Below are 21,820 nucleotides of genomic sequence, written 5' to 3' on the forward strand. Positions count from 1 at the left end.
CCCATTCTTCGATCGAAACATAGAAACAACATAATTGCGGTCCTACTTGACCGCGATCGGGTTCAACGGCGAGCCGACGGCTCCCGTCACCGTCAGTGGCTGGGCACTGAGGAAGAACTCGTAGATGCCGTCTGCGGCGCAGTCGGCGGCGAGCTGATCGAGGTCCCACATCTCACCGATCAGGACACCGGCGTTGACCAGGAAGATCACGTGCAGCGCGAACTTCGCCTCCGGCAACGACTCGCTGGGGACCGACTCGAGTCCCCAGGTGTCGGAGGCGACCGCCGCGATCTTGCGCGGGAGCAGGTAGTCGGCCGCGCTCACGCCCAGCCCCGGCGCGGGACCGGCGGCGTAATCGCCCCAGTGCTCCTCGCCTTCCTCGCGCCGGCGTCGCATGTGCCCGGTGCGGATCAGCACGATGTCGCCCTCGCCGATCTCGACGCCCTGCGCCTCGGCGCAGGCCTCCACGTCGACGTCCTGGATCGCCGCCTCGGGCTCGAGCCAGTCGACGCCGAAGAAACGCGGAAAGTCGAGCAGCACACCGCGGCCCACCACCCGGTCGCTCACCTGGGCGATGCTGTTGTGGACGGCCCCCTGGCTCGTCACCGTCTGCGGACCGTGACCGTTGTAGGTGACCCCGTCGTAGAACACATGGCAGAAAGCGTCCCACTGGGTGGCGCACTGCAGCGGCATGTAGATGCCGTCGTCGGTCGACTGCATCCCGTGCTGCGCGTTGTCCCAGTCGGCCAGCAGGTCGCCACCGTGCTTGTACATCACGTGCTGCGGGTTGACCCGTGCCGACCGCGCCGGCATCGGCCCGTTCCGGTCGAGCGGGATGGCCAGGGAGAACGACTTCCCGGTGCGGATCAGCGCACCGGCAGCGGCTCTCCGCTCGCGCGTGATGTAGTTGAGCGAGCCGGCCTCGTCGTCACTCCCCCAGCGCCCCCAGGTGCGGTAGCGCTGGGCGATCTCGTCGAGTTGGGCCTTGCTGTAGCTGCGCCGGGGCGAGACAGTCGGGCGAGTGCTGATCGTCTTCTCCATTCTCTGCGTCGGGTCCGGGTCAGCCGCCGATGCCATACGTCTTCATGTTGGCGAACTGGTCCATGCCGCTGCGCCCCAGTTCACGGCCGACACCGGAGCGCTTGGTGCCACCGAAGGGCACCTCGGTCGGCGAACCCAGGAAGGCGTTGATGCCGACACCACCGGTGTCGAGGCGTGCGGCGATCCGCATGGCCTCCTCCTCGGCGCCGAAGACGGCGCCGCCGAGACCGTACGGGTTGTCGTTGGCGAGCGTCACGGCTGCCTCCGCGTCGGCGACCCGGAAGATCATCCCGAGCGGGCCGAAAGGCTCCTCCTTGTAGACCCGCATCTCCGGCGTGACACCTGCGATGACGGCAGGCCTGAAGTACGACCCGGGGCCGTCGACCTTGCCGCCCGCGAGCAGCACCGTCGCACCCTTCGCGATCGCGTCCTCCATCTGTTCCTGCAGCAGGTCGGCCGCAGCCTGGCTCGACATGGGGCCCACGGTCGACTTCTCGTCGAACGGGTCGCCGAGAACCTGCCCGGCGAACGCAGCGACATACTTCTCGGTGAACTCGTCGGCGATGCCGTCGGTCACGATGACACGCTTCGGCAGCGCGCAGGCCTGGCCCCCGAGAACGAGGCGGCAGGCCGCCGCGGTGCCGGCAGCGAGGTCGACGTCGGCCGAGTCCAGCACGATGAACGCGTCGGACCCACCGAGCTCGAGGACGACCGGCTTGATGTGCTTGCTCGCCTGGGCGCCCACGGCCGACCCCGCGCGGTCGGAGCCGGTGAGGGTCACAGCGCGGATGCGGTCGTCGGCGATCAGGGTCGAGCACTGGTCGGGGGTGGCGAGGATGGTCTGGTAACAACCCTCGGGGAACCCGGCCTCGCGGAAGATCTCGTCGTACATCAGCGTCGAGCCGGCGCAGATCTCGGCCGGCTTCACCATCACGGTGTTGCCGAGCATCAGGTTCGGTGCGGTCGCACGCATCGCCTGGTAGAGCGGGGCGTTCCACGGCTCGATGCCGAGAACGACACCGACTGCCTCCCGCCGCAGGATCACCTTGGCGAAGCCGGGAACCTCGATCAGCTCGTCGGCGAGCAGCTCCTCGCCGTGCTTGGCGTAGTACCGGAACATGTCCACGGCACCAGCGCCCTCGGCCATCGAATGTGGCAGCACCTTGCCCATCTCCAGGGTCGCCTGGTGGGCGAGTTCGGGGAGCCTTGCTTCGATCAGGTCCGCGACCGCGAGGAAGAGGGCGACCTTTTCCGAGATCGGGACCTCGCGCCAGGCGAGGTGGGCCGCGTGCGCGGTCGCCAGCTTTGCCTCCAGATCCGCGTCGTCGACGAAGGCGAACTCTCGCAGCAGCTCACCCGTGGCGGGGTTGAGCGTTCGGTATGTGCGCTGGGCGGGCATCGTGGCAGTCACAGTGGTCCTCCTGTTGGCGGGTTCGTAATTAGCCTTTAACACTAGTACAACACGACTTAAAAAGGTATGCTCCCTCATTGAAACTTGTCAGCCCGGCGGCGCCCGGGATCTCTCTCCTTCTGGAGGTGCGCATGGACATCAACCTGCTCGACCCGGCCCACTACGTGAACGGACAGCCCTATGAGCTGTATCGCCATCTGCGCGAGACCGACCCCGTGCACTGGCACGAGGAGCCCTACGGCGGACCGGGCTACTTCGCCCTGACGCGCTACGCCGACATCAAGGCGGTCGAGACCGACTCCGCGACGTTCGCGAACGCACCGACAACGCTGATCAACGACGACGCACGCGCCGGCGACGAGACCCATCAGCACCTGATCTTCTCCGATCCTCCGCACCACACCGAGCACCGCAAGTTCCTCAGTCCGGAACTGGGCGTACTCGCGGTTCGCACGGGCGAGGACCGCCTTCAGGAGCTGGTCCACGACATCATCGACCGGGTCATCGAAAAGGGCGAGTGCGACTTCGTCGAGGACATTGCAGGCCGGATGGCCAGTTTCGTCATGGCCGACCTCATCGGGCTGCCGCGCGAACAGTCGCTGGTGATGTTCGACGCTGCGGCCACGCTCGCCAGCGGCGCCGACACCTCGAAGGGCCGCGGCCTCGAGGCGGCGACGATCATGTACCAGTGGGCCGACGCGGCCCGCAAGGAGCGGCTCGAGAGCCCCCGTGACGACATGCTGACCCGGATCGCGCACGGGGAGGTGCTCGGCATCCCCTTCGACGAGTTTCAGTTCCAGCTCGACTTCCAGCTACTGGTCAGCGCAGGCAGCGATACCTCGCGCAACGTGCTCGCGACCGGCATGCTCCGGCTCTTCGAGAACCCGGACCAGTACCGCGCCCTGGTGGCGGACCCGAGCCTCGTCCCCCAGGCCGTCGAGGAGATGCTGCGGTTCGACCCGCCGATCGTCTTCCAACGCCGCACGGTGATGCGCGACACCGAGATCGGTGGCGTCGCGATCCGAAAGGGCCAGAAGGTGGCGAACTACTACGGCGCCGCGAACCGTGATCCCGCCGTCTTCTCCGATCCCGACACGTTCGACATCCGCCGCTCCCCCAATCCGCACCTTGCCTTCGGCGCAGGCCGGCACTTCTGTCTCGGCACGCACCTCGCACGGGCCGAACTGGTGGCAATGTTCACCGCGTTGGTGACCCGCATGCCCGACCTGCGTGCGACCGGTGACACCGTCTGGCACGAGTTGCCCGAGACCCCCTCCGTAATCGGCCCGACGGCGATTCCGGTGGCGTTCACTCCTGGCGTCCGACTGGGCAGCGCCGCACTCATCTGACGTCCGGCTATCATCCATCCAAATTATGTTTGTAGTGATTCAACTAACCTGCTCTAACTATGTTGAGCCGAGTAGGTTGGTTGACATCACTGCCACCGGCTGCGAAGGACCACCATGACAACCGCGCCCCCTGCGACCGCCAGCGAGACTCTGGTCGAGGAGACCGCCCGCCGAGTGGTGGCCGAGCATCCGCCGGCCACCTCCCCACTGCCCGAACTGATGGGCGCGTGGTACGACGCCGGCCTCACCTGGGTGCACTTTCCCCTCGGCCTCGGCGGGCTGGACGCGCCGCGCTCACTGCAACCGCTCGCCAACCGGATTCTCCGCGAGGCGGGCGGTCCCGAGCCTCGCACTGTCAACACCATCGGCTACGGCATCGTCGCCGGCACCATCCGGCGCTATGCCGACGCCGAGCTGGCCGCTCGCCTTCTGCGCCCGCTGGCCACCGGCGAGGAGAAGTGGTGCCAACTGTTCAGCGAGCCCGGCGCCGGCTCCGATCTCGCCGGCCTGGCGACCCGCGCCGTACGCGAGGGAGACGGCTGGCGGATCAACGGCCAGAAGGTGTGGAACAGCCTCGCTCACCTCTCCCGCTGGGCGGTCCTGCTGGCCCGGACCGATCCCGACCTGCCCAAGCACAAGGGCCTCACCTACTTCATCGTCGACATGCAGACCCCTGGCATCGAGGTCAGGCCGCTGCGCCAGCTGACCGGACGGGCCGCGTTCAACGAGGTCTTCCTCGACGACGTCTTCATCCCCGACAGTCAGCGCTTCGGCGAGGTCGGGGAGGGCTGGATCGTGGCCAACAGCACCCTCGGCGACGAACGGACCTCCTTGGGTGACCGCGTCGCCGCCCGCGGCAGCGGTGCCATCGCGGACGCCCTCGCACTGTGGGCCGCCCACCCCGAGCGGCACACCCCGGTACTGCGTGAGCGCCTGGTCCGGCTGTGGGTGCGCGCGGAGAGCCAGCGGCTGACCGGCAACCGGGCCCGCGTGGCCGCCACCAAGGGCGTGATCGGTCCCGAGAGCGCCATCATCAAGCTGCTCAATTCCGAACTCACCCAGCATGTCTACGAGTTCTGCATGGAGTTGCTCGGACCCGGGGCGACGCTGATCGACACCTACTCCCTGGATGCGCCGGACGACGAAAGCGGGCCGACAGCGATCCAGCGCAAGTACCTCCGTTCCCGGGCCACCACGCTGGAGGGCGGCACCTCGGAGATCATGCGCAACGTCATCGGCGAGCGCGTCCTGAAGCTCCCGCAGGAGCTGCGCGCCGACAAGGGCATCCCGTGGAAGGACATCCCCCGATGAGCGCGACCCCGACCACCCCCAGTTTCCCCACACGACAGGCAGGCCGATGACGCAGGAGTTCGAGTTCAGCGACGAGCTGGTGGAGCTGCGCACCATGGTGCGCGACTTCTGCCGCGAGTTCTCCCCCGAGGCCGTCGTACGCGAGGCGATGGAGAGCGACACCGGCCACGACCGGGCGCTGTGGCGACGGTTCGGTAGCGAACTCGGCGTCCTCGGGCTCGCCGTTCCCGAGGCGTACGGCGGCGACGACGCCGGTCTGGTGGCGCAGGCCGTCGCTGTCGAGGAAATGGGCGCGGCTCTGGTGTGCGGCCCTGTCCTCGGCACCGTTGCTCTGGCGATGCCTGCCCTCGCCGCGCTGACCGACGAGGACGCCAAGCGCGAGCTGCTGCCGGAGCTGTGCTCCGGCGCGAAGCTCGCGACGCTGGTCGCGCCGCTCTCCGACGGCACGCTCGACGCGGATGCCGTCACCGTGACGGCCAGGACCACGGACGGCGCCTGGCGGCTCGGTGGTGAAGTCACGCAGGCCCCCGACGCCGGCACCGCCGACCTGCTCCTGGTCGTGGCGACCACCGACGAGGGACCTGCACTGTTCGCGGTCGCAGGCGATGCCGCAGGGCTGACGCGTACGCCGCTGACCACCCTCGACCTCACCCGTCGTCAGGCCGCACTCTCGTTCGCCGGAACTCCGGCACGGCTTCTGGCCACCGGCGCCGAAGCGCTCGGTGTTTGTGCTCGCGCCGCTCTGGTCGCCGGCGTGCTGCTCGCCGTCGAGCAGGTCGGTGGCGCCCAGCGGATGCTCGACATCACCGTGGCGCACGTGGCCAACCGCAAGCAGTTCGGTCAGGCCGTGGGCGCGTATCAGGCGGTCAAGCACCGGTGCGCGAACATGCTCATCGCGGTGGAGACGGCGCGGTCCGCGGCCTACCACGGTGTCTGGGCGCTGCAGGACGGCACCGACGACCCGCAACTCGCGGCGAGCCTGGCAAAGGCGGTGGCAAGCGAGTCCTACGCGTGGGTCAGCACCAGCGCGATCCAGATGCACGGCGGGCTCGGCTTCACCTGGGAAGGCACCCCGCAGCTCTACTTCAAGCGCGCTACCACCGACTCGCTCACCCTCGGCACCGCCGAACAGCACTTCGACCGGATCGCTGGACAGGTGCTCGACGGGCTCGTGCGGGCCTGAGGTCCCGTCGCCCAACACAACCTGTACCGGCTCCCTGAGCCGGTACACGCAGCGAGGAGAAGAGAAGACCGTGGAGTACGACTACGTCATCATCGGGTCAGGCGCGGGTGGGTCCGTGCTGGCAGACCGGCTCTCCGCCGGCTCCGACGCGAGCATCCTGGTCATCGAGGCCGGCGGCAGCGACCGCAACCCGATGCATCTGGTCCCGAAGGGCTTCTTCTTCACGATGCACTCGGACAAGTACGCCAAGAGGTTCGACGCCGGGCCGTTCGGGCCCAACGACTCGATCGATGCCTGGTGGCGCGGCCGGGTGCTCGGCGGCTCCACCACGATCAACGGTCTGGTGTGGAACCGCGGGTGGGCGGGAGACTTCGACAGCTTGGTCGAGGACGGTAATCCCGGCTGGGGCTGGGACACCTTCCTGGCCGCCTACCGGGAGATCGAGTCCTTTCAATTCGGGGCCTCCGAACTCCACGGCGGCAGCGGCCCGGTGAGCGTGGAGATCACCGCCCCCGCCGAGCCGGTGTCGGAGGCGTTCATGGCCTCGTCCGCCGCCATCGGCGCGACGCGGGTCATGGACATCAACGGCTCCGACCTGGAGCGCGCCGGCTACACCCAGTTCTCCACCCGTCGCGGGCTACGGGTCACGGCGGCAACAGCATTCCTGCGTCCCGCGTTGCGCCGGCCGAACGTGACCCTGATGACCCGCACCGAGGTCGCCCGCATCCTCTTCGACGGCACCCGCGCCGTCGGCGTGCTCGCGCGGCACCGGGGCGAGAAGGTGGAGATCAAGGCCCGCCGCGAGGTACTGGTCTGCGGCGGCTCACTGGACTCCCCCATCTTGCTGGAGCGCTCGGGCATCGGCCGCGGCGACGTGCTCGCTGCCGCGAGCGTCAAACAGGTCGCGGAGAGCCCGAACCTCGGCGAGCGGCTCAACGAGCACCGCGGACTGCGGTTCATGTACAAGCTGAACGGGCGCACTGCTGCAGAGAACGGTTTCAACCCGCTGGTCGACAGCTCGGTGAAGCAGATGACCCAGGGAGCCAAGTACCTCGTCCGCCGGGACGGCATCATCTCGCAGGGGTCGGCCACCTGTCTGCTCTACTTCAAGGCGGACCCCACCTCGGACAGGCCCGACACCATCGGCTTCTTCAACCCGATCTCGATGAAGGCGCCCACCATGCACAACGACAAGCTCGCGGTGGACGACGATCCCGGCCTGATGCTGGCGGCGTACCCCTTGCGCCCGACCAGCCAGGGCAACATCCACATCACCGGCCCGCACCCGGGCGATCCGGTGGCCATCCAGCCCAATTTCCTCGACACCGAGGAGGACCGGCGGATCCTGTCGAAGGTCGGACCGCGTGTGCGTGAGCTGTTCGCCAGCGGCCCCATCGCCGACCTGGTCACCGAGGAGCGCGTTCCCGGTAACGGCGTCCGCACCGAGACCGACTTCGAGCAGCTCGGACTCAACGCGGGCTCCTCGGGCTACCACCCGCTCGGCAGTTGTGCCATCGGGCCGAACGCGGACGATGTCGTCGACGCCCGGCTGCGCGTACGGGGCGTCGAGGGTGTGCGAGTGGTCGACGCCTCCGTCTTTCCCCGCCAGCCCTCGGGCAACACCTCCGCACCCACTCAGGCGCTGGCCTGGCACGCGGCCAAGCTCATCCTGGAGGATGCGTGAGCTCTGCGTCCTCGACGGCGCGATGATCGGCGCGCCCGTGCTGACACGGGCGCGCCGATCCCTCATCCGCGCGTGACCTCGTCCCTCACCCGTCGAGTCTCCTTCCACTTCATGAAGACTCGACGCTCGGTGATCCGCCATCCTGCGTCCGTTCGCGCCAGCGTGTCCTCGTAGGCGCCACCGCCGGACACCCGCACGATCTCGCCCTCGCTCTCCCCGCGTCGCCCGGTCTCCATCTGATAGTGGGAGAAGGCTTTTGCGGTGTCGCCCGCGAGCTCGATGATCGTGTTGTACAGCGGATGCTGGGCGAACAACCATGCCGGGTCGGGCTTGCCGAGACGCTCGCGCATCTGCGCGGGAGTCTCGCGCTTACCCCCCATCGGCGTGAAGTCGATCGTCGCGTCGGCCGCGAAGGCCAGATCCCACTCCTCCCAGCGGCGCTCGTCGAGTCCGATCGCGTAGTGGCGCAGTGCCTTCTCGATATCGAGCCGGTCCTGTAGTTGATCAGCCATCTTCAGTGTCTCCTCGTCGTGGCTCAGCGTGACCATTGGGCTCAGTGTGGCCACTGGATGCTGAAGTACTGCGTCTCGAGGAACTCCTCGAGACCGGCGCGGGCGCCCTCGCGGCCGAGGCCGCTCTGCTTCATCCCGCCGAACGGCGCCGATGGATCGGAGACGAGTCCGCGGTTGATGCCGACCATTCCGGCATCGATCCGCTCGGAGATCCGCAGGGCACGGCCCAACTCGCCGGAGACGACGTACGCCGCCAGTCCCATCTCGGTGTCGTTGACCAGGCGCAGCATCTGCTCCTCGTCGGTCCACGTCACGATCGGGGCGACCGGCCCGAAGATCTCCTGGGTGACCACGTCGGCATCGGGCGCCACATCGACCAGCACCGTTGGTGCGTAATAGAAACCGGCGTCGTCCGGCGTCGCGGCGCGGTGGCTGACGCGGGCACCGCCTGCCACCGCGCGCTCGACCAGGCCGCCGACCTCCTCGACGGCACGAGCAGAGATGAGCGGGCCGATGTCGTGGCCCTGCGCCGCGGGACCGACGCTGAGCTTCTCCACGGCGTTGCCGAACCGCTCGGCGAATTCGTCTGCGACGGCGGCATGCACGTAGAAGCGGTTCGCGGCGGTGCAGGCCTGTCCCGCACCGCGGAACTTCGCCACCATCGCGGCCTCGACGGCCAGTTCGAGGTCGGCATCGTCGGTAACGACGAACGGGGCGTTGCCGCCGAGCTCCATCGAGGCGTTGAGCACACGGTCGGACGCGTGGCGCAGCAGGGTGCGACCGACTTCCGTCGAACCGGTGAAGGAGATCTTGCGCACGCGTGGATCGGAGAGCCACGTCGAGACGAGAGGGCCCGACCGCTTGGTCGGGACGACGTTGACGACCCCGGCGGGGAGACCGGCCTCGACCATCAGCCGAACGACGGCGAGGGTGGTCAGCGGGGTCTCCGAGGCCGGCTTCAGTACGGTCGTGCAGCCGGCCGCCAGTGCCGGTGCCAGCTTGCGGGTGGCCATCGCTGCCGGGAAGTTCCAGGGGGTGACCAGCGCAGCGACGCCGACGGGCTTGTGCGTGACGACAGTGCGGGTCCCACCGGCCGGCGCGACGCCGTAGTCGCCGGCGGTGCGCACGCCCTCCTCGGCGAACCAGCGGAAGAACTCCGCCGCATACGTCACCTCGGCGCGGGCGTCGGCGAGTGCTTTGCCGTTCTCCGCACTGATCAGGGCAGCCAGTTCCTCGCGGTCGCGCAACATGAGTTCGTACGTACGGCGCAGCAGTTCCGAGCGCTCGCGCGGGGCCGTGGCGGCCCAGCCCGGAAGCGCTTCGGCTGCGGCATCGACGGCGGAAGTGCCGTCGGCCTCGTTGCCGTCCGCGATCGTGGCGACCACGCTGCCGTCGGCCGGGTTCAGGACGTCGAACTCGCCCGCGCCACCTGCCCGCCAGACGCCTCCGATGAACAAGCCATTGTGGATATTTTCATTACTTGAAGTCATATAAGCATTATTCACAACATAATTGCAGTAGTCCAGGCGTCACCTCACCACCGACCGGGTTGTCTAGGCGCCTCCGCGCCTGTAGGACGGTGCCGTCCATGACAGGATTACTACAAGACGAATAGAAGATCAGAACGCTGGGTTCTGTTCGGACGCCGATCCGCTCGTGAATAGGATGAGGGCCATCATGCAGAGCCAACGCGACGAGTCCATCTCGATCGCACTCGAGCGACTCGCCCTGACCCTGGGCGAGAGCGGCGCCGTGCCCGTGGCCGAGCTCGTCCGTGCCCTCGAGCGTGCGGCCGAGCGGCTGCGCACCAAGTCGGTCGCCGACGAGGAGAAACCAATCGACCTGGTCACCCAGGCGGACGCATCGCGTGCTGTGGGGGTCAGCCGCCAAGCGGTCAACCAGTGGGTGCGTAACGGCGTGGTGCGCTCCTATGCCGGTTCGGGCACCAGCGGCCGCTACGGCCCGATGGTGTCGCTGGCCGAGATCGCGATCGCTGCCAACCGCCGGACCCGCGACGTACCGTTCTCGAACAGACGGCGCCGAGAGCTGGTCGACTTCCTCGGGCTGGTCGCTCGGAGCACGGCGGCCCCCGTCGCAGCGGAGATCCTGCGCGCGCTCGAGGACGACAGCTACGAGAGCCGCACCCCCGAGAAGACCCGGGTTCTGGGCGAGTTCGTGACGGCGTCGATGGGTCTGGGCGACCAGCAGCGTGAGTTCACGCCCGAGGGGCTCCGTCTGCTCTCCCAGCTCGAACCTGCGATCACCGTCGACACCGACTCGCCGTTCGGGCGGTTCACGGACTCACTGGGGCTGCTGATTCACTCGTCGGGCGGCAAGGCAGGCTTCGACTCTCCCTCGACCGCGCTGCTGTCCCTCTTCGGCTGTGCGACCGTCGGCGCGCTCTACTCCGGCGCCGACGCGGGGATCGGTCGCGACATCGCCGATGCGGCGCAGGAGGTGTGGGGAGAGGATTGGGTCGAGCGGATGCTCGATGCCGTCTTCCACCTCGGCGAACTGCGCCGCTCGCCGCTGACACGGTTCACCGCCTCATTGACGTACCTGGACAACAACCGATTCCTGCGCAACGCCCAAGCGGCCGGAGTGAGCATCGCCTACTCGCGTGGGCCGGGCCCGTTGCTCCCCCACCGCTTGTATGGCGGCCCGATCTTCCGGGACATGATGGCGGACGCGGGACGGCGCACCACCCCCTGGGGCTTCTCGCCCGCCTCCGCGCAGGTGGGGCGTCCGGCCGAACTCGAGAGCGGGCTCAACCCGTTCCGCGTGATGAATTACGAGTTCGGGCTGCTCGACCCGCACGTGCACGGCATTCGCCGCTACTGCTTCTCGACCACGGATGCCCGGCGTGACCTTCGGGCGTACGTCGAATCGCTCCACGGGAGCGAGCGCGAGCGCTACGTCGGATATGCCGTCGACGGCCTCGCCCGCACCTTGCAGCAGCAGAACATCGAGTTGGCCGCGATCGATTCCGAGCAGGATTTCGACTGGTGGAAGGACCACATCATCCGCTCCTCGGAGCAGGAGATCCTGCTCGGTCTGCGCGACGAGCGCGCCCGCAAGGTCGCGCACGCCCTGCTGGTCTCGACGAGTCTGCTTCCCGAGGTGGTCAGCGCCGCGCACACCGACGGCGCGTTGCGCGACCGGCTGCGGATCTATGTGAAGAACCTCGAGTTCGACGTCATCGACGCGCGCTACCGCGACGACCTACGCCGCAGTGCGTCCCGTGTCATCAAGGGTGGCGGTGTCGCCTTCGACGAAGCCAGAGCCACCGAGGCCGCGACGGCAGAGATTCAGGCGATGCTCGCCTGATCCTCGGACTGCCGCTCGGGACCCACCCTCACGAGGCGCTTGCCCAGGTGCTCGCCTGCGAGCATCCCCAGGAAGGCCGACGGTGCGTTGACCAACCCGTCCACCACGTCCTCGTGATGGACCACGTCGCCGGCGCGGAGCCAGTCCGCGACCTCGCGCTCGAAGGTGGGCCGCAGGTGCTCGAAGTCGCTGAACACGAACCCCCGCAACGTGATGCTCCGTGTCACGAGCCCGGACATCAGGCTGTCGGCGTCGGTATCGAGACCTGTCGACGCCGCGCTGTACGCCGAGGCGACGCCACAGACCGGCACCCTCGCGTGCCGGTTCAGGCGGGGCCAGACCGCCTGCCGGACCCGCCCGCCGACGCTCTCGACGTAGACATCGATACCGTCCGGCGTGGCATCGGCGAGACTGCTCTCGAAGTTCGGATCGCGGTGGTCGAGGGCGACGTCGAAGCCTGCGGCACGCAGCCAGCCGACCTTGCGCTCGCCACCGGCGATGCCGACGACGCGGGAGCCGTCCAGGCGGGCCATCTGCCCGGCCAACGATCCGACGGTCCCGGTCGCGGCGGCGACGACGACCGTCTCCCCCGGACGCGGCCTGCCGATCTCTCGGATGGCGGCGTACCCGGTCAGTCCGGGCATGCCCCGCACACCCAGCGCTGTGGAGACGGGTGCATCAGCAGGGTTCAGGCGCCGGACGGCGGTCGCCGGAGCAACGGCGTACTGCTGCCAGCCGGTGGCTGCGGCGACGACGTCACCCGGCACGAAGCGCGGGTCCCGACTGACGACGACTTCCCCGACGGTGCCACCCTCCATCACCGCGCCGAGGGCGACCGGCGGACTGGCGGAGGAATGCGATGCCGAGGAGCCCATCCGGCCGCGGAGGTAGGGATCGAGCGACAGATACAGCGTGCGCAGCAGCAGCTGGCCCTCCGCCGGCTCCGGGATCGGGCCCGAGGTCACCGCGAAGTCGTCCGGCCGGGGTGCGCCGTCGGGACGTGCTGCGAGCACGATCCGGGTCTGGGTCATCGTTACCTCGCGGTGGGTTGTCGGGAGCCTCACCGCGAGGCGGTGGGCACTCAGTCGGCGGAGCGGGCCGCCACGGCGTCGTCCCCGTGCGCCGCCGAGCTGAGCGGCTGGGAGAGCAACTCGGCGATCTGATTGCGCGCGATCTCGAGACGTCGGGCGTACTGGTCGCGCTCGGCCGCGATCTGGTCGGTCGTGGTGCTGGCCGCCGGTGCGGTTTCGCGCTGGGCCTCCGCGGTGGCCGACAGCAGCTCGGCGACCAGTGCCTGCGCGAGCCGCTTGTAGTCGAGTTCGATCGTGGGCAGGCCCGAACCGGTGATCACCGTGGTCTGACCCGTCGAAGCCCTTGCTTCGGACGAAGGCATCACCGGGACGCCGATCCCCTCGATCTTGTAGGTGCGCTTGCCGCTGATTTCCCGCTCGATCTCGCCGTCGCGGTCCATGGCGGCGATCAGCTGAATGAAGGCGACAGCGGATCCCGTGTAACCGACAGCGTCCTTCAGCAGGCTCGTGGCATAGCCCGACGGGTCGACGATCGGACCCGAGGTTGCGAGGTACTGCCGTATGCGCGTGCGCGCGGTGCGGTCTCGTGACATTGATCCTCCAATGATGCGTCGCCCATGGCCGCCTCCGTGCCGCCGGTCGGGCGACGCTTCTGGAATCCAGCCATCAGCACAATAACACATCAACTTAAGGATAAGTACAGCCGCGGGCGTGCGAACAGCCGCCGACCGACCGCACGACGGTGATCAGCAGTGGTAGGCCGGCGCCTCCGGGACCATCTCGGGACCTACGCCGATCTGCGGCGCTTCGCGCAAGTGCTTTCTCGGCTCGTCGGCGGTGACCTGGTCGACGGCCGGAACATCCACAGCGCGTACCGAAACAAGGAGCAGTCCGGCCCGGCGGGGATGGCCCACCGGTTCCTCGGCCGCCCGGGCGAAGGCGGGGTCCATCCGCTCCAGCGGCGCTGCGGTCCGCAGATACCGGGAGAAGCAGCCGTCGCTCGTACGCTGTGCGGCTCGGGTGGACACGGTACTCATCTGCTCCTCGTTCTCATGCTGTCGACACAGTCTCCACGATTAACGAAAAGTTGTCAATGGCATCACTTGACGGACGCAAAATGACGACATAGCGTGCGTGACGGCGGTTACATCAGGGTCGCTGCAACACGACGAGAGAAGGCGCACCATGGCCGACGAGCGAATGATGTTGATGGCCGGACAGGTCGCTGCCCTGTTACCCGAACCGCCGGCCTCGCATGACGCGTTCGGCTATCTGGCGTGGGAGGAGCTCGTGCTCACTGCGGCCCAGCGGCTTCGCGCTTACCTTCCCGACTCGGCGCTCCAACGCCCGGTCCGGCTTTCGTGTCTGTCCCTCTCGCCCGAGACCGGTCGCCTGGCCGCCGGCTCACTCACGGCGCTCGCCGGCCTGCTGGCGCACGAGGTCGACACGGCCTCGTGCGAGGCGCTGCTGCTTCAGGCGACCGAAGCCTGGCAAGCAGCTGCCGCGACCTCCGTGCCCGCGCTCGCACGCCGCGCCTGACCGGAAGCACCGGCCACCACCAACACGCAGCAGAAGCCCCGCGTCTGTCGAGACGCGGGGCTTCTGCTGCTGTTGTGTGCTGCGCGTGCTCAGACGCGGGCGTCTCGCCAGCGCGCCGACGGCACTTCGACCTCGACGTCGGTCGTCTGCAGGCCGAATTCCGCTGCCACCAGCGCGGTGTCGGCACCGGGGATAGGAGCGCCTGCAGGGGCGAGGTCAGGATCGGCGCTGAGTTTCAACGGCGCATTCGCGACCTCGATACCGTCGACGAGGTCGACGTCCGACAGCCGGAGCCGCATCCCGCGCGCGACCGCCTGCGGGTGCGAGAACGCCTCCCCGACGCTCAGGACGACGGCGCCGGGAAGCTTCAGTGAGTAGTAGAGCGCCTCCCACTCCTGCGCCGTGCGTCCCAGGAAGCTGGGCTCCACGAGCGCATAGAGGTCGTCCTCGTTCTCCCGGCGCAGTGGCTCGGTGACGAACCGCGGGTCCTCGATCCACTCGGGGTGACCGGCGGCCTCACAGAACTTCGCCCAGAATTGCTGTGTGATGCAGATCGTGAACCATTTGTCGTCGGCGGTGCGGAACACGCCGAACGGCAGCGAACCGCTGCCGCCGCGGCGCGGCTCGGGCACGAACTCCTTGCCGACCGTGACCGCCTGGGGAGCGCGGTAGGACAGGAGCGCGACCTGTGAGTCGAAGAGGCTGATATCGAGCCGCTGGCCGTGGCCGCGCAGACTACGTAGTCGCAGTGCGCCGAGCGTTCCGAGGGCCGCGAACATCGCGCCGGTCAGTCCGCCGATCGGGTTCCCCCAGCGGATCGGTACCTCGGGGCGGGTGTGGTCGACGGTGATACTCATGCCGCCGCCGAGAGCCTGGATGGCGTTGTCGAACGCCGGATAGGCGCTCCACGGACCGCTGTGCCCGAAGCCGGTGATCGAGGTGGCGATCAGCTTGTCGTTCTTCGCGCTGAGCGTGTCGTAGTCCAGGCCGAGACGCTCGAGTACACCGGGACGGTAGTTGTCGATCATCACATCGGCGTGGCCGGCCAGACCGAGGAGGAAGTCGAACCCCTCGGGCGTCTTGAGGTCGGCGACGACGCTCCGCTTGCCACGGTTCAGCCCCGCCCGGAAGGACGCCTCGCGGCTCTCGTCCGGGTAGGGCTCCATCACCTGGCCGAACGGACGCTCGACGCGGATCACGTCGGCACCGAGGTCGGCCAGTAGTTGGGCGGCGAACGCCTTGCTGGGCTCGTCGCCGTTCATCTCCAGGACCGTGGTGCCTTCCAGCGGCCGGCCGATCTGCCGGGAAGGCTCGGGTGCGCCGGACGGGACCACCCGCTCGCGAAGCGGCAGACTTCCGCGATCGTCGCCGCAGTGAATCACGCCTGCGCCGGCGAGCCGGTCCAGTTCGGGCCCGTCGAGCCCGAGGAGGGTGCGCAGCACCATCGCGGTATCCGCGCCGACCTGGCGTGGCGCCCGCCACGTCGAGACGTCGCTGAACTTCAGTGAGTCGCCGACCACGGTTGCGGTTCGGCCGAACTCGTCGGTGATGTCGACGGACATGCCACGTGCCTGGACCTGCGGGTGACGGAAGACGTCGGCGACTCGCGTCACCTTTCCGCAGACCACGCCGGCCGCCATCAGGTTCTCCTGCCACCAGTCGGCGGGGCGCTGCTTGAACACCTCCTGCAGCAGCGCGACCAGTTCCTCACGATGCGCGTGCCGTGCCTGTCCGGTGTTGAACCGCTCGTCGGTGAGCAGATCCGGCCGGTCCATCACCCTGGCGGCGGCGGGCCACATCCGCTGGCTGATGCACGTGGCGACCCAGCCCTCGCTGCACTCGAAGTTGCCGAAGGGAACCGTTCCCTGGCCGCCCTCGAAGGGCGCGGGCAGAGGCTCCTGGCCGAAGGTCAGCGCCTGCGGCACGCGGTAGGTGTTGAGCGCGAGCATGACGTCGAGCATGGAGACGTCGACGTGCTGGCCTGCGCCGGTCCGGTCGCGGTGGATCACCGCTGCGACCAGGCCGATCGCACTGAAGATGCCGGCGAAGAGGTCGCCGATCGGGATTCCCCAGCGCACGGGGGGCGTGCCCTCGTCGAGTCGGGTGTAGTTCATCGTGCCGCACATCGCCTGCACGATCGGGTCATAGGCCGGCATCGTGGACCACGGCCCGTCGCCACCGAAGCCGGTGAGCGAGCACGTGATGATCGCCGGATTGAACTCGAGCAACGACTCGCGGTCGACCCCGAGCCGTCGGGTGACCCCGGGACGGAAGTTGTCCACGACGACATCGGCCTGCGCCACCATCTCCTGGAAGAGCCGGCGTCCCTCGTCGGACTTGAGGTTGATGCCGACCGAGTGCTTGTTGCGACTCAGTCCCCAGTTGAAGGCCTCGTCCTCGCTGAGTCGGGTGTGATCGATCTTTGCGGCAGAGCCCGGCGCGGGGACCGACTCGACCCGGATCACCTCCGCACCGAGATCCGCCAGGAGCAGGGAGCCGAACGGACCCGAGACGACCCGGCACAGGTCGAGGACCCGCAGCCCGGACAATGGGGCTGACGGCGATGACGTCGGAACGGTCGCTGAAGCTTTCATAATGCTTTGACCATAATACGTGCCTCATTAAGACACAACTAGAAGTGGCTCATATCATCATTAGAGGCTGTCACTTGCGTAGGCGGCCGGATTCGCGACCGTCCCGCCCCGGACGGAAGCAGGATCAGGCCGGGGCGGGTGGTGCGGGCGACCGCGTCGTGGCGATCAGTGCCGCCACCTGGCTCCGCGACGTGAAATCGAGCTTGGTCAGGATGCGCTGCACGTGCGTGTCGACGGTGCGGGGTGAGATCACCAGTTCGTCGGCGATCTCCCGGTTCGTCTTTCCGGTCGCCACCAGCCGAGCGATCTCCTGCTCGCGGCGCGTCAGGGGCAGGTCCTGGAGGGGGTTGTCGATGTCGTCCGGCTTCGCCAGCACCTCTCCCAGGGCGACCGAGGCCGCCTCGTCGAGGGTGAGTCGCCGACCGTGCCCGAGCGCGGACCGATAGTCGCTCACGCCGAGCCCCGCCGCGCCTCGGGCCGCGTAGCGATCGTGCCACTCCCGCATCCCGCCGAAGCCGTGGAACGGAGGGCCGAAGTCCCCGGCGCGTGCCTCTCCGACACCGAACAGCACCGCGGCCCGCTGAGCGTCGCCGACTTCGACCGCTGCCCAGGCCAGGAGTTCGATCGCCCAGACCATCCCCTGCCGGTTGTTGAGGGCCCGCTTGCGCACCAGGCTCTCCCGCGCCAGGCCGGCGGCCGACTCGGCGTGCCCGCGCAGCAGTTCCTCCAGGCCGAGGAAGGCGAGCGCCCAGGACAGCAGTAGCCCCTCGCCGTAGGCGGCGCACAGCTGGCTCGCCTCGGTCAACACCTCGTGCGCCTCGTCGAGCCGGCCCTGGTAGCAGTAGGCCAGTCCCAGGTTGAGCAGCGCAAGGGTCAGGTACGGCGGCCCGCCCTGGACGGCTCGCTCCATCTCGACCCCCGCCTCGAGGTGATCGATCGCCGGCTCGATCCGGCCGTCGAACAGCTCGGCGACGCCCAGTGAGCTCCGCGCGTGGGCCGCGCTCGCAGCGTCGCCGACCTTCGCGGCGGTCCGCTCACACTCGTTGAGCTGCTCCCGTGCCGCGGGGTTGTCGCCGTTGACTGCGCACAGGAAGCCGTGGATCCACAACGCAGGCGCGCGCTCGGTATCGGTCGACTCACCGGCCGCGAGCAGCCGGCTCAGCCATCGCTGCCCCTCCCCAGGCAGTCCCGAGCTGATCCAGAACGTCCACAGCGTGCTCGCCAACCGCAGCCCGGTGCCCGCCCTTCCCGGGTGGGCGAGGGCGCCTTCCAACGCGGCGCGCACGTTGGCCTGGTCCGCGAATACCAGGCTGAGCAGTCTCAGCTGGTGCGGACCGAACCAACCTTCTTCCACCACCCGGGCCATGGCCAGGACGTGGTGCAGGTGCGCTTCCTGCACCACCTCGCGCTCGCCCGCCTCGTCGAGGCGGGCGGCCCCGTAGAGCCGGATGGTCTCGAGCATTGTGTAGCGCGATCCGTCGGGAACCACCAGGGATTTGTCTGCCAGCTCGCACAGCGCGGTCCACACCGCGTCGGCGGACAGGTCGGCTCCGGCGCAGACCGCCTGCACCGCCTCGAGCGTCGCGCCGCCACGGAACACCGACAGCCGAGCCCAGAGCACGCGTGCCTGGGATGTGCACAGGTCGTAGCTGTAGTCGAGGCTCGCCCGCAGCGAGCGGTGCCGCGCCGGAGTCGAACGCGAGACCCGGGTGGCCGGCGCCAGCGGGTCGCCGCCGTGGGTCAGCATCGACTCCACGGACAGCCATCGGCTCCCCGCGGCAGCCAGCTCGATGGCGAGGGGGAGCCCGTCGAGCTGCCGGCACAGCTCCACGACCGATTGCTCGTCGTACCGACCGGCGGCGATGTCGGGATTCAGCGCCCCCGCCCGCTCCAGGAAGAGCGCGACACTGGCATAGCTCTGAGCCTTCCCGGGTGACAAACCCGCCTCCGGCCCGGGCAGCGCCAGCGGCGGGACCCGGAAGAGCGCCTCACCCTCGACGCGCAGCGCCTCGCGGCTGGTCGCCAGCACCCGGAGCGAGGGACAGCCGTGCAACAGGGCGAAGGTTACGTCCGCGGCGGCGTCGACAAGATGCTCGCAGTTGTCCAGCACGAGCAGCATCTGCTGCTCGTCGATCGCCGCGACGAGGTCCCCCAGGTCGTTGCCGGCGGACAGGCTGATACCTATGCGCGCCGCCACGGTGGCAGCGATCAGATCGGGCTGGGAGAGGTCGGCCAGCGGGATCGTCCAGACACCGTCGGCGAAGGCGCTGCGGACCTGGCGGGCGACGTGATACCCCAGGCGAGTCTTCCCCACACCGCCGGGACCGGTCAGTGTCACCAGCCGGGAGTGTGCGAGCAGCCTCTTGACCTCACCAGTCTCGGTCTGTCGACCGACCAGGCTGGTGACCTCGACCGGCAGCGTCTCCCGAAGTCGCGCGTCCCTGCGCACCATCCCTCGCGCACCATCCCGTTCGGTCGTGGTCCCTGGTGACCGCATCAAGCCGCTCGGCAGACCCGCGAAAACTCTCGTGTCGCCGATGTGAGGAACCTAACATACGTAGCCGCGTACGCCGTTCTACTGATGCGTGGCCCAACTCGTTCAGCGGAGGCTGGGGTGACACAGCACACAACGACGTGGAGGTCATCCAGATGGAGTGTCGCGCTCACAACGCCGTAGCACGCCGCGGTCCGAATCGGCCGGGACGAAGCGATAGCCGAGGCCCGATCCCGGACCGCCGCCCCGGCCGGCGAGGGGGCGTCCACGCTGCACGAAATCAGGCCCGACCGTCGGCACCGGCGGTGGACGAGCCCATGGTCCGCGCGGCCGAGCTCGTCACCCGCGTCGCCGCCCTGATCCCCCTGCCGAGCGATTCCCTGACCGGTGACGACACCGCCTGGGCGGCCTTCGAGGCGCTGCTGGCCGAGGCCGCGACGTTGCTGGCCCGCACGCTCGGCCACGACGGCCGCGCCGTGCTGTCTGCGCTGACGGCTTCGCCGCTCGGCGCCAATCCCCTGTGCGTGCTGCTGATGGAGCGCTGCAGCCACACCTTCTAAAGTGATGCTGCTATTATGTTCTATAAATCGATAACATGAGTGCACCCACAGTGTGCCTCACCAAGTGCACAGGAGGAGCTTCGTGACGGAGCCACAGTCCGGGGCGACAACACTGGACGCCCTCGTCATCGGTGCCGGAATTTCCGGCATCTACCAGCTCTACGCGCTCCGCGAACTCGGACTCGATGTCCAGACGCTCGAGGCCGGCTCCGGAGTGGGCGGAGTCTGGTACTGGAACCGCTACCCCGGCGCCCGCTTCGACGCCGAGAGCTATACCTACGGCTACTTCTTCTCCAAAGAGCTCATCGACGAGTGGGACTGGAGCGAGGAGTACGCAGCCCAGCCCGAGATCGAGCGCTATCTCAACTACGCGGTCGACAGGTTCGGGCTGCGTGAGCGGATCAACCTCGAGCAACGGGTCTCCTCGGCCGTCTGGGACGCCTCGAGCGGGCGCTGGACCGTGACCACCGAGAGCGGCCGGGTCTGGCGGCCGCGCTACCTCGTCACCGCGCTGGGCATCCTCTCGGCGCCGGCCTTCCCGAAGGTTCCCGGTCTCGAGGACTTCCGCGGCGAGTGGGCACACACCGGCTTGTGGCCGGCCGACGGCGTCGACTTCACCGGCAAGAAGGTCGCCGTGATCGGCACCGGATCCAGTGGCGTCCAGATCATTCCGATCGTCGCCAAGGACGCCGACAGCCTGGTCGTCTTCCAGCGTCGCCCCAACTGGTGCACACCGATCAACAACTTCGACATCACATCCGAGCGGATGGACGACATCCGCAACCGGATCGACGAGATCTTCGAGGCCACCCAGCTCTCCCCCTCCGGCTCGCCGCACAGTCCGATGACGGAGTCCTCGCTCGACCTGGACCCCGAGGAGCGACGCAGGCACTTCGAGAAGCTCTACGACTCCCCCGGCCTGGTGATGGCATTGGGCAACTTCCGCGACGTTTCCCTCGACAAGCGCGCCAACGACAACTGCACCGCCTACATCGCCGAGCGGATCCGCGCCCGGGTCGACGACCCCGCGGTCGCCGACCGGCTCATCCCGACCGACCACGGCTTCGGACAGAAGCGGCCGCCGCTGGAGAACGGCTACTACGAGGTCTTCAACGAGCCGCACGTCACACTGGTCTCCACCCTGGAGGAGTCCATGGTCCGGTTCACCGAGACCGGCATCGAGACGAGCGCAGGCCACTACGACGTCGACGTGATCGTCTTCGCCACCGGCTTCGACGCAGTCGTCGGCTCGTACAACAAGATCGACATCCGTGGCGAGAACGGACTCAGCTTGAAGGAGCACTGGGAAGCGGGTCCGCGCACCTGGTTCGGCATGCAGACGGCAGGCTTCCCCAACCTCTTCATGATCGGCGGCGCCCAGAGCGTGACGGGGACCATTCCGCGCATCACGGATTTCCAGGCCGACTGGGTCGCCTCGGCCGTCGAGTACGCCCGCGACCACGGGTACACCACGATCGCCACCACCGAGGCGGCCGAGGACGAGTGGATCGACCACGTCAACGGCGGCATCGTCGGGACCCTGCAGGAGAAGGCCGAATCCTGGGCCTTCGGCTCCAACGTCCCCGGTCGCAAGCGCGCCTACCTGCTCTATGCCGGTGGCCTGCCGCAGTATCGCGAGCGGGTCCGCGCCGCCACCGACGACGACTTCCGGGGCCTGACGTTCTCGTCCTGACCCCCCTGCAAGCACCGCGCCCGACGCCGTTGACGTCTTCTAATGATGTCCACTATGTTGCTTAAACAACATTAGGCGCCGGGCGCAGTGC

At 68.4% G+C, this 21,820-nt stretch carries 17 protein-coding genes; 8 read left to right on the top strand and 9 right to left on the bottom strand.

The genetic code is table 11. The features are described from left to right. Positions 1 to 42: 42 nt before the first annotated feature. Entirely contained in the window at positions 43 to 1,077 is a 1,035-nt protein-coding gene (locus CA951_RS16390; RefSeq protein ID WP_256973801.1) for a cyclase family protein, read from the bottom strand. Then, positions 1,061 to 2,452, bottom strand: coding sequence for an aldehyde dehydrogenase family protein (locus CA951_RS16395; protein ID WP_256973803.1), 1,392 nt, complete (start codon positions 2,450 to 2,452; stop codon positions 1,061 to 1,063). Before CA951_RS16395 ends, CA951_RS16390 begins: the two co-directional genes overlap by 17 nt. Before the next feature lie 77 nt (positions 2,453 to 2,529). Here CA951_RS16395 and CA951_RS16400 point away from each other — a divergent pair, with 77 nt between their 5' ends. The 4 genes from CA951_RS16400 to CA951_RS16415 all read left to right on the top strand — a co-directional run bounded on the left by CA951_RS16400 (position 2,530) and on the right by CA951_RS16415 (position 7,979). After that, complete coding sequence (locus tag CA951_RS16400; RefSeq protein ID WP_179220213.1) at positions 2,530 to 3,801, top strand: cytochrome P450; 1,272 nt, start codon at positions 2,530 to 2,532, stop codon at positions 3,799 to 3,801. 114 nt (positions 3,802 to 3,915) lie between these two features. Next, positions 3,916 to 5,112 carry an acyl-CoA dehydrogenase family protein gene (locus tag CA951_RS16405; protein ID WP_087557825.1) on the top strand — a complete coding sequence of 399 codons (1,197 nt, stop codon included), beginning with the start codon at positions 3,916 to 3,918 and terminating at the stop codon, positions 5,110 to 5,112. Between the two features lie 46 nt (positions 5,113 to 5,158). Then, complete coding sequence (locus CA951_RS16410) at positions 5,159 to 6,295, top strand: acyl-CoA dehydrogenase family protein (protein ID WP_087557826.1); 1,137 nt, start codon at positions 5,159 to 5,161, stop codon at positions 6,293 to 6,295. A gap of 70 nt (positions 6,296 to 6,365) precedes the next feature. After that, the gene (locus CA951_RS16415) at positions 6,366 to 7,979 is read left to right on the top strand and encodes a GMC family oxidoreductase (RefSeq protein ID WP_179220214.1); all 1,614 of its coding nucleotides are present in this window, start codon (positions 6,366 to 6,368) and stop codon (positions 7,977 to 7,979) included. Positions 7,980 to 8,041: 62 nt separating this feature from the next. Here CA951_RS16415 and CA951_RS16420 read toward each other — a convergent pair whose 3' ends face one another. Together CA951_RS16420 and CA951_RS16425 are read right to left on the bottom strand one after the other, a co-directional pair. Beyond that, positions 8,042 to 8,527, bottom strand: a complete 486-nt coding sequence (locus CA951_RS16420; RefSeq protein WP_143543062.1) for a nuclear transport factor 2 family protein — start codon at positions 8,525 to 8,527, stop codon at positions 8,042 to 8,044. Between the two features lie 5 nt (positions 8,528 to 8,532). Continuing rightward, the gene (locus CA951_RS16425) at positions 8,533 to 9,981 is read right to left on the bottom strand and encodes an NAD-dependent succinate-semialdehyde dehydrogenase (protein WP_087557828.1); all 1,449 of its coding nucleotides are present in this window, start codon (positions 9,979 to 9,981) and stop codon (positions 8,533 to 8,535) included. A 187-nt stretch (positions 9,982 to 10,168) separates the two neighbouring features. On the opposite strand from CA951_RS16425, the gene CA951_RS16430 reads away from it, so the two are divergent. Further along, positions 10,169 to 11,818: a hypothetical protein gene (locus CA951_RS16430; RefSeq protein WP_087557829.1), complete on the top strand. Its 1,650-nt coding sequence runs from the start codon at positions 10,169 to 10,171 to the stop codon at positions 11,816 to 11,818. Here CA951_RS16430 and CA951_RS16435 read toward each other — a convergent pair. From CA951_RS16435 to CA951_RS16445, 3 genes are all read right to left on the bottom strand, one after another. Next, positions 11,800 to 12,849: an NADP-dependent oxidoreductase gene (locus CA951_RS16435; RefSeq protein WP_087557830.1), complete on the bottom strand. Its 1,050-nt coding sequence runs from the start codon at positions 12,847 to 12,849 to the stop codon at positions 11,800 to 11,802. The two genes, CA951_RS16430 and CA951_RS16435, sit on opposite strands and share 19 nt — an antisense overlap. Positions 12,850 to 12,899: 50 nt before the next feature. Next, positions 12,900 to 13,442, bottom strand: coding sequence for a hypothetical protein (locus CA951_RS16440; RefSeq protein WP_087557831.1), 543 nt, complete (start codon positions 13,440 to 13,442; stop codon positions 12,900 to 12,902). A 153-nt stretch (positions 13,443 to 13,595) separates the two neighbouring features. Beyond that, positions 13,596 to 13,886, bottom strand: coding sequence for a hypothetical protein (locus CA951_RS16445; protein ID WP_087557832.1), 291 nt, complete (start codon positions 13,884 to 13,886; stop codon positions 13,596 to 13,598). Between the two features lie 148 nt (positions 13,887 to 14,034). Here CA951_RS16445 and CA951_RS16450 point away from each other — a divergent pair, with 148 nt between their 5' ends. Then, positions 14,035 to 14,388: a hypothetical protein gene (locus CA951_RS16450; protein WP_087557833.1), complete on the top strand. Its 354-nt coding sequence runs from the start codon at positions 14,035 to 14,037 to the stop codon at positions 14,386 to 14,388. A gap of 89 nt (positions 14,389 to 14,477) precedes the next feature. Here CA951_RS16450 and CA951_RS16455 read toward each other — a convergent pair whose 3' ends face one another. Then, on the bottom strand, positions 14,478 to 16,982 hold the full coding sequence (locus tag CA951_RS16455; protein ID WP_087557834.1) for a CaiB/BaiF CoA-transferase family protein: 2,505 nt from the start codon (positions 16,980 to 16,982) through the stop codon (positions 14,478 to 14,480). Between the two features lie 124 nt (positions 16,983 to 17,106). Further along, positions 17,107 to 19,434 (bottom strand): LuxR C-terminal-related transcriptional regulator, encoded by a 2,328-nt coding sequence (locus tag CA951_RS16460; protein ID WP_143543063.1) that lies wholly within the window; start codon positions 19,432 to 19,434, stop codon positions 17,107 to 17,109. Positions 19,435 to 19,781: 347 nt separating this feature from the next. On the opposite strand from CA951_RS16460, the gene CA951_RS16465 reads away from it, so the two are divergent. Both CA951_RS16465 and CA951_RS16470 read left to right on the top strand, forming a co-directional pair. Further along, the gene (locus CA951_RS16465) at positions 19,782 to 20,036 is read left to right on the top strand and encodes a hypothetical protein (protein WP_087557836.1); all 255 of its coding nucleotides are present in this window, start codon (positions 19,782 to 19,784) and stop codon (positions 20,034 to 20,036) included. 82 nt (positions 20,037 to 20,118) lie between these two features. Further along, positions 20,119 to 21,729 (top strand): NAD(P)/FAD-dependent oxidoreductase, encoded by a 1,611-nt coding sequence (locus tag CA951_RS16470; RefSeq protein ID WP_218780497.1) that lies wholly within the window; start codon positions 20,119 to 20,121, stop codon positions 21,727 to 21,729. Positions 21,730 to 21,820: the final 91 nt, after the last annotated feature.

It is taken from the genome of Rhodococcus sp. NCIMB 12038 (assembly GCF_002165735.1).
Taxonomy (GTDB): Bacteria; Actinomycetota; Actinomycetes; order Mycobacteriales; family Mycobacteriaceae; genus Rhodococcus_F.